General features: G+C 72.7%; 9 protein-coding genes. 2 read left to right on the forward strand and 7 right to left on the reverse strand.

Annotated elements, in window-relative coordinates; translation table 11 throughout:
• The first annotated feature begins 151 nt into the window (after positions 1-151).
• Positions 152-946: a transcriptional repressor LexA gene (gene lexA, locus B6R96_RS09605; RefSeq protein ID WP_030389417.1), complete on the forward strand. Its 795-nt coding sequence runs from the start codon at positions 152-154 to the stop codon at positions 944-946.
• Between the two features lie 103 nt (positions 947-1,049).
• On the opposite strand, the gene B6R96_RS09610 is transcribed toward lexA, so the two are convergent.
• The 5 genes from B6R96_RS09610 to B6R96_RS09630 form a co-directional block, all read right to left on the reverse strand.
• The gene (locus B6R96_RS09610) at positions 1,050-3,020 is read right to left on the reverse strand and encodes an ATP-dependent DNA helicase (RefSeq protein ID WP_081522256.1); all 1,971 of its coding nucleotides are present in this window, start codon (positions 3,018-3,020) and stop codon (positions 1,050-1,052) included.
• A 52-nt stretch (positions 3,021-3,072) separates the two neighbouring features.
• Positions 3,073-4,974: an IucA/IucC family protein gene (locus B6R96_RS09615; protein WP_081522257.1), complete on the reverse strand. Its 1,902-nt coding sequence runs from the start codon at positions 4,972-4,974 to the stop codon at positions 3,073-3,075.
• Between the two features lie 99 nt (positions 4,975-5,073).
• Complete coding sequence (locus B6R96_RS09620) at positions 5,074-5,799, reverse strand: GNAT family N-acetyltransferase (protein ID WP_081522258.1); 726 nt, start codon at positions 5,797-5,799, stop codon at positions 5,074-5,076.
• Between the two features lie 32 nt (positions 5,800-5,831).
• Entirely contained in the window at positions 5,832-8,075 is a 2,244-nt protein-coding gene (locus B6R96_RS09625) for an IucA/IucC family protein (protein ID WP_237291390.1), read from the reverse strand.
• A 21-nt stretch (positions 8,076-8,096) separates the two neighbouring features.
• Positions 8,097-9,581: a diaminobutyrate--2-oxoglutarate transaminase family protein gene (locus B6R96_RS09630; RefSeq protein ID WP_237291391.1), complete on the reverse strand. Its 1,485-nt coding sequence runs from the start codon at positions 9,579-9,581 to the stop codon at positions 8,097-8,099.
• 188 nt (positions 9,582-9,769) lie between these two features.
• Between B6R96_RS09630 and B6R96_RS09635 the strand changes: the two genes are divergently transcribed.
• A complete protein-coding gene (locus B6R96_RS09635; RefSeq protein WP_030389411.1) occupies positions 9,770-10,939 on the forward strand; it encodes a trypsin-like serine peptidase in 1,170 nt (389 codons plus the stop codon).
• A gap of 113 nt (positions 10,940-11,052) precedes the next feature.
• Here the strand turns inward: B6R96_RS09635 and hflX are convergent, their stop codons facing one another.
• The gene (hflX, locus tag B6R96_RS09640) at positions 11,053-12,567 is read right to left on the reverse strand and encodes a GTPase HflX (protein WP_030389410.1); all 1,515 of its coding nucleotides are present in this window, start codon (positions 12,565-12,567) and stop codon (positions 11,053-11,055) included.
• Between the two features lie 127 nt (positions 12,568-12,694).
• Positions 12,695-14,161: a M1 family metallopeptidase gene (locus B6R96_RS09645; protein WP_081522260.1), complete on the reverse strand. Its 1,467-nt coding sequence runs from the start codon at positions 14,159-14,161 to the stop codon at positions 12,695-12,697.
• Positions 14,162-14,204: the final 43 nt, after the last annotated feature.

Consider the following 14,204-nt stretch of genomic DNA (forward strand, 5'->3'; position numbering starts at 1 on the left):
AACCCTCGTTCGGCGAACCGATCGTCCATACACCTCTTGATATGCCCACGCAGGGCGATCTCCGATTTTTCACTCGAACGTGTGTTTGGCGCAACCTTTCGAAAGCTACTACCGTTGTCCAGCTAGGGAGAACATTTCGAGAGGGGCCGACGTGACCACCACCGCAGACAGTGCCGCCATCACTGCCCAGAACCGCTCCCAGAGCCGACTCGAGCCGGTGCATGCCATGAACGATGCAAACGTGAACCCGGAGGCGGAGCCCGTCGTACGCCCCGCACGTTCGCTGCCAGGTCGACCTCCAGGCATCCGCGCCGACAGCTCCGGACTCACGGACCGGCAGCGGAGGGTCATCGAGGTCATTCGCGACTCCGTGCAGCGGCGGGGTTACCCGCCGTCGATGCGGGAGATCGGTCAGGCGGTCGGCCTGTCCAGCACGTCGTCCGTCGCCCACCAGCTGATGGCCCTGGAGCGCAAGGGCTTCCTGCGTCGGGACCCGCACCGCCCCCGCGCCTACGAGGTGCGCGGCTCGGACCAGCCCAGCTCGCAGCCCACGGACACCACCGGCAAGCCCGCCGCCTCCTACGTTCCCCTGGTCGGCCGGATCGCGGCCGGCGGCCCGATCCTCGCCGAGGAGTCGGTCGAGGACGTGTTCCCGCTCCCCCGGCAGCTCGTCGGTGACGGCGAGCTCTTCGTCCTCAAGGTCGTCGGCGACTCGATGATCGAGGCCGCCATCTGCGACGGCGACTGGGTCACGGTCCGTCGCCAGCCCGTCGCGGAGAACGGCGACATCGTCGCCGCGATGCTCGACGGCGAGGCCACCGTCAAGCGTTTCAAGCGCGAGGACGGCCATGTCTGGCTCCTCCCGCACAACGCCGCCTACCAGCCGATCCCCGGCGACGAGGCCACCATCCTCGGCAAGGTCGTCGCGGTACTGCGTCGGGTCTGACCCCGCCGCCCCCATACAGCCCCCGGGTCCACTGCGCCGGTCCCGGGGGTTGTTCCATGCCCGGAACCGGCTGGCCGGCGCGTGCGCCGGCCCGGCCCGTGGACTACGCGCCGTCGGCCTTGGCCGTCGCGTCGATCGCCGCCAGGGAGCGGCGGACCTGGTTGCGGTCCGTGGTGTACCAGAAGTCCGGCAGCGTGGCCCGCAGGAAGCTGCCGTACCGGGCCGTTGCCAGCCTGGGGTCCAGGACCGCGACGACGCCCCGGTCGCCCGAGGCCCGTACGAGACGGCCCGCGCCCTGGGCCATCAGCAGGGCGGCGTGCGTGGCGGCGACGGCCATGAAGCCGTTGCCGCCGTGCTCCTCGACCGACTTCTGGCGGGCGCTCATCAGCGGGTCGTCGGGACGCGGGAAGGGGATCCGGTCCATCACCACGAGCTGGCAGCTGGGTCCCGGTACGTCCACGCCCTGCCAGAGGGACAGCGTCCCGAACAGGCAGGTCTTCGGGTCGGCTGCGAAGGACTTGATCAGCTCGCCGAGGGTTTCCTCGCCCTGGAGCAGGATCGGGTTGTCGAGCCGGCCGCGCAGTTCCTCGGCGGCGGCCTTGGCGCCGCGCATGGAGGAGAAGAGGCCGAGGGTGCGGCCGCCGGCCGCCTGGATCAGCTCGGCGAGCTCGTCCATCATGTCGCCGCGGGTCCCCTCGCGGCCCGGCGTGGCCAGGTGCTTGGCAACGTAGAGGATGCCCTGCTTCGGGTAGTCGAAGGGCGAGCCGACATCGAGGCCCCGCCACACGGGCACGTCGTCCCCCTCGACGCCCTCGGGGGACAGTCCCAGGGACGCCGCGACCCCGTTGAAGTCGCCGCCCAGCTTGAGGGTGGCGGAGGTCAGCACCACGGAACGGTCCTCGAACAGCTTCTCGCGCAGCAGCCCGGACACCGACAGCGGGGCGACCCGGAGGGTGGCGCCGAAGCGGTCGTGGCGCTCGTACCAGACGACGTCGTACTCGGAGCCGTTGGTGATCCGCTCCGCCACCCCGTGAATGCTCTCGACGGCGGCCAGCGCCTGCTTGCGCACCGCGTCCTCGTCCTGGACGGACTTGTCCCGGGTCGCTCCGATCGCCGAGATCACATTGCGCGCAGCGTCCCGCAGGGACATCAGCGCATAGCCGAGGTCCTCGGGAATCTGCTCCAGCCGGCCCGGGAGCGCCAGCTCCATGACCCGCTCGAAGGACTCGGAGGCGGTCTGCAGGGAGTCCGCGGTCTTCTCGTCGACCAGCTTGGCGGCACGCTTCACGGCCCGGTTGACCTGCCCCGGGGTGAGCTCGCCGGTGGCGACCCCGGTCACCCGGGACACCAGCTCGTGGGCCTCGTCCACGATCAGCACCTCGTGCTGCGGCAGCACCGGAGCGCCCTCGATGGCGTCGATGGCGAGCAGCGCGTGATTGGTGACGACCACGTCCGCGAGCTTGGCCCGCTCACGGGCCGCCTCCGCGAAGCATTCGGCGCCGTACGCGCACTTCGTCGCGCCCAGGCACTCGCGGGAGGAGACGGAGATCTGGGACCAGGCCTTGTCGGAGACGCCCGGGGTCAGGTCGTCCCGGTCGCCGGTCTCCGTCTCGTCCGCCCAGTCCCGCATGCGCAGCAGGTCCTGGCCGAGCTTGCTGGTGGGTGCGGCCGCCTCGAACTGGTCGAAGAGGCCGTCCTCCTCGTCCTGCGGAGCACCCTCGTGCAGGCGGTGCAGGCACAGGTAGTTGGACCGGCCCTTGAGCATGGCGAACTGCGGGCGGCGGCGCAGCTGCGGATGCAGGGCGTCGACCGTCCGGGGCAGGTCGCGCTCGACGAGCTGCCGCTGGAGGGCGAGCGTCGCCGTGGCGACGACCACGCGCTCGCCGTGCGCGAGGGCCGGCACCAGGTAGCCGAGGGACTTACCGGTGCCGGTACCGGCCTGGATGAGCCGGTGGGAGTTGTCGTCGATCGCTTCGGCGACGGCTTCGGCCATGGCCACCTGGCCGGGGCGCTCCGTGCCGCCGACGGCGGAGACGGCGGCGTGCAGCAGGTCGGGGAGGGAGGGCTTCGTCATAGCACTGCCAACCCTACGGGGCCGCACTGACAGTGAGCGCACCGGCGAGGAATCATGGCCGGTACAAGGGGTTGGGGACGGTGCCGTACTGCACGGCGTGCGGGCGTTCGGGGCGGTCGCGGTAGCCGTCCTCGTAGAGCCGGTTCCGGTTCAGGCAGAGCCGGCCGATGTGTTCTCCGAGCAGGTCGAAGAGCTCGTAGCGGTCCTTGAGCTCCGGGAAGCGGGCCTGGTGGCGCAGGATCTCCGCCCGTACGAGGGACCAGAAATCGCCCTCCGGGACGCCGAGGCGGTCCTCGCACAGGGCCGAGAGGTAGCGGAAGACGCCGATGAAGAGCCCGGAGTGGATGAACTGGGGCAGGAAGTCGGCGGGCTCGCGGAGCAGGACCGCCCGGACCTCGTCGGGCAGGGACGCCAGCTCGGGAAGGGGTTCGTCGCTGATGTTCACGTCGTCCACGAAGTCCTTGACCGCGAGCCGGACCGGCACGTCCTGCTCGTCGAAGATCACGACGGCGTTCTCGCCGTGCGGGGAGAAGACGGTGCCGTAGCGGTAGAGGAAGTGGAGCAGCGGAGGCAGAAGGGCGGCGAAGAGGCGCTGCAGCCACACGGTGGGGGCCAGCCCGGACCGGGCGACGAGCTCGGCGGTGAAGGAGCGTCCGCGCGGGTCGGTGTGGAGGAGCGAGGCGAGGGTCCGGGCGCGCTCCCCGGGTGCCAGCAGGCCGGTGAGGGGTTCGCGCCAGATCGCGCCGAGGAGCTCCTTGTACTGGTACGGGACCTCGGGCAGCGCGTCGTAGACCGGGTGGCGGACGGTGACGGAGGCGACCTCGCCGAGCAGGACGACCCTGCACTCGTCCCGCAGGAAGGGGTCCCCGTCGCGGAGGGAGTGGATCCAGGCGGTGACGGCGGGGGCGGCGAGCGTGAGGTCACTGGGCAGTCCGCGCCAGACCATGGTGTTGAAGACGGAGAGCGCAAGTTTGACGCTGTGCCGGTCGGGCCGGCTGAGGTTGAGGAAGGTACGGACCGACTGCTGCGGGAGGCGCAGGTCGGGATCGGCGGGGAGCGGCACCAGGGCGCCGGAGGCGAGCGCCGGGGCGAAGAGGGGGAGGACGACCTCGTCCCACTGCCAGGGGTGGACCGGGAGGTAGAGGTAGTGGAGCGGGTCGAGGCCGCGGTCGCGCAGGGTCCGGTCGAAGGTGGCGCGGGTGACGGGGTCGAGCTCGGCGGTGTAGAGGCGGGCGGGGTCCTCCAGGCCGGCGGTGCCCCGGTAGGTGGCGAGCGAGGTGTGGGCGGCGAGCCAGGGCAGCCGCTGGCGGGTGCGGGCCTCGGGGGCCCAGGCGGCGGTGTCTGCGGCGGAGAGTCCGATGCGGCCCTTGTTGGGGACCAGCCAGGGGTGTCCGGTCTGGTGGCCTTCGAGGGCGGCGTAGTCGAGGTCGGCGAGGACGTCGGCGGTGAGGGCGTTGTGGTCGAGCCGGGCGTCGGCGGTGAGGGTGGCGCTCAGTTCGCGGACGAGGTGGCCGAGGGTGGGTCCGTCGAGGCCGAGGAGGGTGCGGGCCCGGATGAGGAAGGCGTACGGGTCCCCGAAGGGGGTCGGGGTCCCGACGTCGCCCGGGTTGTCCGCCCCGGCAGGCACGCTCGGTGACGGCGGTGCGGGCGTCGGCGGGGTGAGGGTGATCGTGTCCGGGGTGACGTGCCAGCTGCCGTACGAGCGGCGGCGGGCGCGGAAGCCGAGGCTGCTGCCGTCGTCGAGGGTCAGGGTCCAGGCGTCGCCGGCGGCCGCCGGTGCGGGGACGGGCCGGATGATCTCCTCGTACGCGAACTCGCCGAGCATCTTGGCGAGCAGCCGACGCGCGGCGAAGTCCCAGGTCGCACGGTTGAGTTCGGGTGGAGTGATGGGGTGCTGGGGGGACGGGGGCACGGCGGGCTCGGACGCGTCGGGGGCTGCGGGGAAGTGCGGCACGGGACTCCTCGAAGATCGGGAACTTTGCTTCGTCACGCAGAGTTATCGAAGGGAGAGGTGCGAAGCGGCCGACGACGGTCGGGGCTTGCGGGGTGGCACTCAGAGGAGATTGCGCAGCACCCGCTCCCGGACCATCAGGGCGGCCCGCTTCTCGGGAAGGTCGATTTCCGCGGAGCAGCGGAAGCCGGAGTTCAGGAAGGCCGATACGGAGGGGGTGTTGCGGATGTCGGGTTCCGCGACGACGCGCGTGCAGCGGGGGCGGTTGCCCAGGACCAGGTCGGCGACGGCGCGCAGCAGAGCCGTTCCCAGTCCGCGGCCGCGGTTCGTGCCGTCTCCGATGAGCAGGTGGATACCCGTGTCGTGGGGGCGCGCCGGGTAGTACCGGGAGAGCCGGTCGAGGTCGGCCCGGTAGATCTCCCAGTAGCTCATCGGCGTGCCGTCGAGGAGACCGAGGCAGGGAATGCTCCGGCCGTCGCCGTCGAGCTGGGCCCGCAGGTGCGCGGCGGTGACCGCGGCGGGGCCGGCGAGCTCCCAGTAGGCGGCCACCTCGGGGTCGTTCATCCAGCCCGCGAGGAGTTCCAGGTCGCGGCCCGGTCGTACGGGTTCGAGGCGGAAGGCTCCGGCGGGTGTGCTGACGCTGCCCCAGGTGGCCGGGGAGTCGAGCAGATCGGCCTCGGCGAGCAGGGGCAACAAGTGTGCGTTGAGGCGTGGTTCAGGCCTGCCTTCGAGATGTTCCAGGACGCCGGTGGCGGTACGGGTTGCGTAGGCGGTGAAGGCGGCGTGGGTGGATCCGGCGGCGGGGGCCGGGGTGCCGGTGGTGGGCATCGGGGGCTCTTCTCCGCGTCGGAGCCGACGCGTCAATCGTGGAGGGGGTTGGTGATGGTGACGTAGACGGACTGGGTGTCGACGGGTCCGACCAGCTCGTCGAGGCCGCCCAGGCGGGTGAGCAGATTCGCCTTGCAGCGCAGGGTGGGCGAGTCGAGCAGCTGGGTGGGGAGCGGGCCGAGGCCTGCGGCCTTGGCGAGGAAGCGTCGGAAGGCGGCGAGCAGAACGCGTTCGTCCGCGAGTCGCTGGGATCCGAAGGCGCCGATGAGGCCGAGCACGTTGTTGATGCCGAGGTAGTAGGCGAAGCGTTCGTCGGTGACGGCGTCGGAGACGAAGGTGTCGCTGGCGCTTCCGATGCCGGGGAGCCGGTGCTCCAGTTCTGCGCGGCGGGATTCGCGGAAGTAGTAGCCCTGGTTGTCGCGGTAGCGGCCGCCGATGGGCCAGCCGGCCGGGTCGAGGAGGACCAGGGTGTTCTGCTGGTGCGCTTCGAGGGCGATACCGGCGAGTGCGTCGAAGGCGAGGACCGGCAGGACCACGTGGTCGAGGTAGCGCAGGAACCACTCGGCGGCGACGGCGGACGTGGTGTGTCCGGTGGCGTCGGCGAGACCGGTGATGAGCTCGGATAGGCGTGAGCTCATGGTGGTGCGGCCGGGCCACGGGCGGGGAGCGGTGAGTGCGGCGATACAGACGGGGTCGTCGCCCGAGCGGAAGGGGTTGTGGCGCAGCAGGGCGTCCAGGCCGGGGACGGGGGTGCCGTCCGGGGCGTCCACGGCGACCCAGGCGGGGTCGCGGACGATGTCGAAGCCGGGGTGGGCGGCTTGCCACTGCTCGGCGAGGCCGGTGCGGAGCAGCCGGTGCACCTCGACGCCGCGGTGGAGTTCCTTGCGGAGGTTCTCGCGGCGGGAGTTGGTGATGCGCAGGCCCAGGGAGAGCTTGAGCATCGCGGGGGCGCCCGGGCGGTGGACGGTGCGGACGGAGGAGGTGGGGTACCAGGGTTCGCCGTGCGGGCCCAGGTCGTGCAGGAGTCCCGCGTCGTGGAGGGCGGCGACGGCGGGGCGCTGGAGCAGGTCGCGGGCCTGCCAGGGGTGCAGGGGAAGAGGGGTGGTGCCGGGGGGCAGCGGAAGTCCGGGGGCGAGCCGGCCGAGGAGCTGGGGTGCGGAGACGGGGCGGCCGCTCTCGGTCCAGGCCGATTCACCGGCGAGGACGGCCGGTTCGACCGCGAACCAGTGCAGGGGGAAGGAGCCGTGGAGTTCGGGTGAGTAGCGGCGCGCTTCGGCCTCGGAGAGTCCTTCGCGGCTCTTGGGGTCCGGCTGGAGGGGGTGACCGAGGAGGAGTGACTGTTCGGCGGTGAGGAAGCGGTCCCCGCCCACGGGGGCCGGGGCGGTGGGGCGTTCTCGCCGGTCGGCGATGAACTCGGCGGTTCGGCGGACCGAGTCGGCGACCCGGCCGACGAGGTCGGCGGCTCCGCGGCCGCCGCTCGTGCCCTCCCGGGCGATGAGCGCGGCGACGGTGACGGCGTCGAGCGAGGGGGCGGAGGCGGTCGTGCCTTCGAACCGGGCCGGTCCGAAGCGGTGCCAGCCGGCGTGCGACCAGTGGCGGACGGGAACGAGCAGGGCGGTTCCCGAAGCGGGAAGGGGGATGCGCAGGGGAGTTCCGGCGGGGGCGTCGGGGCGGCCGAGCCCGGATTCGCGGACCCAGCAGCGCAGCAGGTTCTCCACCGCCGCGGTCTCGGCGGCGACGGCCGGATCGGGGTGGTTCAGGAGGTCGGGCAGGGTGGTCGGCTCCAGCCGCAGGGGGCTCGTCCACACGGAGCGCAATCGGGGCGTGCCGTCCTTCTGCCGCGGGACGGTGGCCGCCGCGTCGGTGGCGGCCAGGGGCGCGCGGGCCTGCTCGGCCGGCGCGCGGGGTGCTCTTGCCGGGCTCGGCGGCGGAGGCTCGACCGTGGCCGCGTCAGCGTGGGCCGGTGTTCCGGCCGGGGGCGGGGCCGGTGTGTCCTCGGCCGGTACGGGCCGCGCCGTCGGGCCGCCCGCGAGCTCGGCCGCCTCGGTCGCGGTGGTGTCGGGCCGCGGCATCGGGGACTGCGGCTCGGCGGGCTCCCGTACGGGGGCGGCGAGGGTCGGCGGAGCGGGATGCGCCGGCGCGGTGGACCCGGGGTCCGGGAACGGCTCCGGCCGCGCCGGGCCCGGCCGGGCGGCGGGCCGGTCGGGGGCCGGCCCCGCGGGCGACGGGTCGGGCTGGGTCCCGGTGACGGGGCTGGAGTGGTGCGGGTCTGGCATCGCGGGTCCTCGGGGTGCGGGTCAGTGGGTCCGCCGGACGGCGGCCGGGATGGCGTCGGCCAGGCGGTCGAGGACCGCCGCGGCCTGCTCGTCGGTCAGGGTCAGCGGGGGCAGCAGCCGGACCACGGCGCCGTGGCGGCCGCCGAGCTCGACGATCAGCCCGCGGTCCAGGCACTCCTGGCGGACGGCGGCGGCGAGGGCCGGTGCGGCGGCCCCGGTGTCGGGGTCGACGAGTTCGACGCCGATCATCAGTCCGCGGCCCCGGACGTCACCGATGCAGGGGTGGGCGCAGGCCAGCCCCTGCAGGGCGGCCAGCATCCGCTCCCCCAGGGCGGCGGCGCGCTCGGCGAGCCGGTTCTCGCGGACGAAGGCGAGCGTGGCGGTACCGGCCGCCATGGCCAGCTGGTTGCCGCGGAAGGTGCCCGCGTGTGCCCCGGGGGCCCAGACGTCCAGGTCCGCCCGGTACACGATCACCGCGAGCGGCAGGCTGCCGCCGATCGCCTTGGAGAGGACCATCACGTCGGGCACCACCCCGGCGTGGTCGACCCCCCAGAAGGCGCCGGTCCGGCCGACCCCCGTCTGCACCTCGTCGGCGATCAGCGGGATCCCCCGCTCCGCGGTGATCTCGCGCATCCGGCGCAGCCAGCCGTCCGGGGCGGGCAGCACCCCGCCCTCGCCCTGCACGGGTTCGACGATCATGCCTGCCGGGGCGGGCACCCCGCCCTTCGGGTCGTCCAGCAGGTTCTGCGTCCAACGCGCGGAGAGTTCCGCGCCCTCGGGGCCGCCGACGCCGAACGGGCAGCGGAGGTCCTGCGGGTAGGGCAGCCGGGTCACCCGGACCTCGGGGGCGCCCCCGGAGGCGTCCAGCGCCCCGGCGGTCATGCCGTGGTAGGCGCCGGTGAAGGCGAGGAGCCCGGGGCGTCCGGTCGCGGTGCGTACCAGTTTGAGGGCGGCTTCCACGGCGTCCGTACCGGCCGGCCCGCAGAACTGGATGCGCGCGTCCGCGGCCAGTGCGGGCGGCAGGTTGGCGAACAGCTCGGTGGTGAAGGCGTCCTTGACCGGGGTCGCGAGGTCCAGCACGTGCAGCGGGGCGCCCGAGTCGAGGACGCCCCGGATGGCTTCGAGCACCGCCGGGTGGTTGTGCCCGAGGGCGAGGGTGCCGGCGCCGGAGAGGCAGTCGAGGTAGCGCCGCCCGTCGGCGCCCTCGATGGTCAGTCCGCGGGCCCGCACCGGGACGATGGGCAGCGAGCGGGCGTACGTCCGCGCCGCCGACTCCCGTTGTGCCTGCCTGCGCAGGATCGCCTCGGGGGCGACGGAGCCGCCCGGACCGCCCGCGCCCGGGACCCGGTTTCCCGGCGCCGGCACCTGCCCCGGCACCTGGGACGGCCCTTGCGGCGGCGCTTGCGGCGGGATCTCTGTCGCGGCCGCCGCCGCGGCCGGCTCGGTGACAGCCACGAGTGTCGGTCCTCCCGCAGTGATTGCTCTTCCGGATTGCGTCTCGAACATGAACGCTGCTCCCCCATCCCCCGTACGTACCAACGACGGTGACGGCGAGGGATCACGGGTTGACTCAAGATCCTTGTCCCGCAAGGGCCGAGCGCCAGGAACCGCGGCCCCGGCCTGTGTCGTCCTGGGCGGCAGCGGCATAGTGGGGGACGCACTCCACGCCTCGAACTCCCAGGGGGACGAAAGACATGCGACCGAACCGACCGGTCACCGCGATCCTGTGCGCGGCCACGCTCGCGCTGACCGCGGCTGCCTGCGGCCCCGGCGACGGGGAGGCCGGCGGCGACGCCAAGCCGACCGTGGCGGTGAGCCTGCCCAACACGGACGGGATAAAGATCCCCGACCAGCTCAAGGACAAGCTCAAGGAACACGGCATCGACCTGGAGAAGTGGAAGGGCGGTGAGTGGAAGAACTGGAAGAAGGAGGACTGGCTCCGCGAGGCGGGCGACTACATCAACCCGATCATCGAGGACCTGTGGGACCCGGACCGCATGCGTGACGCCGAGCAGCCGCAGCGCCCGGCCGTCGACCCGGACGCGGGCAAGGACCAGGGCGTCACCGACCCGACCCCGGCGCCGGTGGCGGCCAAGCAGGCCAACCCGCCCTACCACCAGAGCGTTCCGGAGTCCGGCAAGGTCTTCTTCGACGGCCCCGAGGGCTCGATGGTCTGCTCGGCGACCGTGGTCAAGGACCCGGCCCACCCCGGCAAGTCCAACATGGTCTGGACGGCGGGCCACTGCGTGCACGCGGGCAAGTCCGGCGGCTGGTACCGCAACATCGCCTTCGTCCCGTCCTACAACAACGCGGGCAAGCCCGCGGCGCAGCTCAAGGGCGCGCCCCGCGAGCAGGTGGCCCCGTACGGCGTCTGGTGGAGCGACTGGGCCCAGACCTCCGACCAGTGGATCGCGACCGGCGGCCCGACCGGCGGCGCGGGTGCCCCCTACGACTTCGCGGTGCTGCACGTGACGCCCGAGAAGGGCAGCGGCAAGTCCCTGGAGGAGACCGTCGGTTCGGCGCTCCCCGTGGAGTTCAACGCGCAGCCGGTGCCGAAGGTCGCGGGGATCACGGCGACGGGTTACCCGGCGGCGGCCCCGTTCGACGGGCAGCGCGCGTTCCAGTGCACGGACAAGCCGGGCCGGCTGTCCCTGAACGCGACCGACCCGGTGATGTACCGCATCGGCTGCACCATGACCGGCGGTTCCTCCGGTGGTGGCTGGGTCGCGGCGGGCGCCGACGGCAAGCCGGCGCTGGTGTCGAACACCTCGATCGGCCCGGCCAAGGCCGGCTGGCTGGCAGGTCCCCGGCTGGGGCCGGAGGCGAAGGGCATCTTCGACGCCGTCAGCCGCAAGTACAAGTAGTCCCGGCTCCGGAGCACGACCCAACGGCTGAGGCCCCCCTGCGGTGCAGGGGGGCCTCAGCCGTCAGAAGGTCCGGCGCTCAGACCGGCGGACCGGCGGACCGTCAGGCTCGGTCAGTGCTTCGCGAGCGCGTACGGCGCCAGGTCGGCCGCCAGTTCCTGGTGGACCCGCGCCTTGAGCAGGGTGCCGTCCGGGGTGTGCTCCTCGGAGATGACCTCGCCCTCGGCGTGCGCCTTGGCGACCAGCGAGCCGCGCGTGTACGGAACCATGGCCTCCACCTCGACCTCGGGCCGCGGCAGCTCGGAGTCGATGAGCGCGAGGAGTTCCTCGATGCCCAGGCCCGTGCGCGCCGAGACGGCGATGGAGTGCCGCTCGATCCGCAGCAGCCGCTGCAGCACGAGCGGATCCGCGGCGTCCGCCTTGTTGATCACGACGATCTCGGGCACGTTCACCGCGCCGACCTCGCGGATCACCTCGCGCACCGCCGCCAGCTGCTCCTCCGGCGCCGGGTGCGAGCCGTCCACGATGTGCAGGATGAGGTCGGAGTCCCCGACCTCCTCCATCGTGGAGCGGAACGCCTCGACGAGGTGGTGCGGCAGGTGCCGGACGAAGCCGACCGTGTCGGCCAGGGTGTAGACCCGGCCGCTCGGCGTCTCGGCCCGGCGCACGGTCGGGTCGAGGGTGGCGAACAGTGCGTTCTCCACCAGCACGCCCGCGCCCGTGAGCCGGTTGAGCAGCGAGGACTTGCCCGCATTGGTGTATCCGGCGATGGCGACCGAGGGCACCTTGTTGCGGCGCCGTTCCTGCCGCTTGATGTCACGGCCGGTCTTCATCTCCGCGATCTCCCGGCGCATCTTCGCCATCTTCTCGCGGATCCGGCGCCGGTCGGTCTCGATCTTGGTCTCACCGGGGCCTCGGGTGGCCATGCCGCCACCGCCGCCGCCGCCCATCTGCCGGGACAGCGAGGCACCCCAGCCGCGCAGTCGCGGCAGCATGTACTGCATCTGCGCGAGCGCGACCTGTGCCTTGCCCTCTCGGGACTTGGCGTGCTGGGCGAAGATGTCGAGGATCAGGGCGGTCCGGTCGACCACCTTCACCTTGACGACGTCCTCGAGGGCGATGAGCTGGCCGGGGCTGAGCTCACCGTCGCAGACGACGGTGTCGGCGCCGCTCTCCATGACGATGTCACGCAGCTCGCGGGCCTTGCCCGAGCCGATGAAGGTGGCCGGGTCCGGCTTGTCACGGCGCTGGATCACGCCGTCGAGTACGAGGGCACCTGCCGTCTCGGCGAGGGCGGCGAGCTCCGCGAGGGAGTTCTCCGCGTCGTTCACCGTGCCGGAGGTCCAGACACCGACCAGCACGACGCGCTCCAGGCGCAGCTGCCGGTACTCGACCTCGGTGACGTCTTCGAGCTCGGTGGAGAGGCCGGCCACGCGGCGCAGGGCCGCGCGTTCCGAGCGTTCGAACTGCTCGCCGTCCCGGTCTCCGTCGATCTCGTGGCTCCAGGCGACGTCCTCTTCCATCAGGGCATCGGCCCGAAGGCTCTCGGTGAAGCTCTGCGGATCCCGCACGTCCTGGGTGTCCTGTGCGTCCCGCGCGTCCTGGGAAGGGGAAGAAGAGGAGGTCATTGGATCCTTACGTCGATTCGAATAGCAGTGTCACGTTAACTGTCACGTCCAACGTGTCACACCGCCGGGGGATTCCCCGCGCGGTCCTGTCGATGGTGACATGCCCGTTCCTCAGCGGTCACACCCTTTATCGGGCGCTCCGGCCGGCGGGAGCGGCGGCGGCCTTGCCGCTCCACTCCGGGTGCCCCGGCATCGGCGGGGTGGTGGCTCCGTACAGCCAGGGCTCCAGGAAGGCCCCGAGGTCCCGGCCCGCCTCCTGCGAGGCCAGGCGTACGAAGTCGGCCGTGCCGGCGACGCCGTCCCGGTTCTCCGTGACCCAGCGGCGCTCGATCCGGTCGAAGGCCCGCTCCCCGACCTCCTGCCGCAGCGCGTAGAGGATGAGCGCGGCACCGTCGTAGACCACCGGCCGGAACAGGCCGATCTTCTCGCCGGGGGCGGCAGCCTTCGGGGCGGCCGGGGGCCCGCCCGCCGCCCGCCACTGGTCGGAGCGCTGGTACGCCTCGCGCATGCGCCGCTCCAGGGAGTACTTGCCGAGCCCGTCCGCGTACAGGGCCTCGTACCAGGTGGCGTGTCCCTCGTTGAGCCACAGGTCGGACCAGGTCCGCGGGGAGACGCTGTCGCCGAACCACTGGTGGGCGAGCTCGTGGACCATCACGGACTCGACGTACCACTCGGGGTAGCCGTCGCCCGAGAACAGGTTGCTCTCGAAGAGCGAGAGGGTCTGCGTCTCCAGCTCGAAGCCCGTCGTCGCCCGCGCGATGAGGACGCCGTAGTTCTCGAAGGGGTAGCGGCCGACCCGCTCCTCCATCCACGCGATGTGGCCCGCGGTCTTCTTCAGCCAGGGATCCAGCCGCTTGCGGTCCTGGGCCGGCACCACGTCGCGCAGAGGCAGCCCGTGGGGTCCGGTGCCGCGCACGACCTCGGAGCGGCCCACCGAGACCTGGGCCAGCTCGGTGGCCATCGGGTGCCGGGTCCGGTACGTCCATGTCGTCGTGGGGCCCAGTCGCCGGGCGGGGGCCACCGCCTCGCCGTTGGCGACGGCCGTCAGACCGGCCGGGGCGGTGATGCGGAAGGTGAAGATCGCCTTGTCGGCGGGGTGGTCGTTGCAGGGGAAGACGCGGTGTGCGGCGTCCGCCTGGTTGGCCATGGCCAGGCCGTCCTCCGTGGGCACCCAGCCGCCGTCCCCGCGGCCGCGCGGGTCGCTGGTGTGCCGGACGGTGATGCGCAGGGGCATGCGCGCGGCCACCGGGCGCGCGGGCGTCAGTACGAGGTCCTCCCCCACGCTCTCGAACCGCGCCGGCTCCCCGTTGACCTCGACGGACGCCACCTTGCCGTGGGTGAAGTCCAGGTTGATGCGCTCCAGCGGCTCCAGGGCGCGGGCGTCGATGACGGTGACCGCGTCGAGCGGGCTCAGGTTGTCCTTGTAGGCGAAGGACAGGTCGTACGAGAGCACGTCGTACCCGGGGTTCCCGAGCTCCGGGAAGAGCCGGTCGCCGATGCCCAGCGGCGTCGGCGGGGGCAGTACGGCGGCGACGAGGGTGAGGGAGGCCGCGGCGAGCAGGGCGGCGCGCAGGCGCGGGGAGGAGAGCTGCATCCACCATCGCTTACCAGCGCCCGCCGCACGGTCGCGAACGGCG

Source organism: Streptomyces sp. Sge12 (assembly GCF_002080455.1).
Lineage (GTDB): Bacteria > Actinomycetota > Actinomycetes > Streptomycetales > Streptomycetaceae > Streptomyces.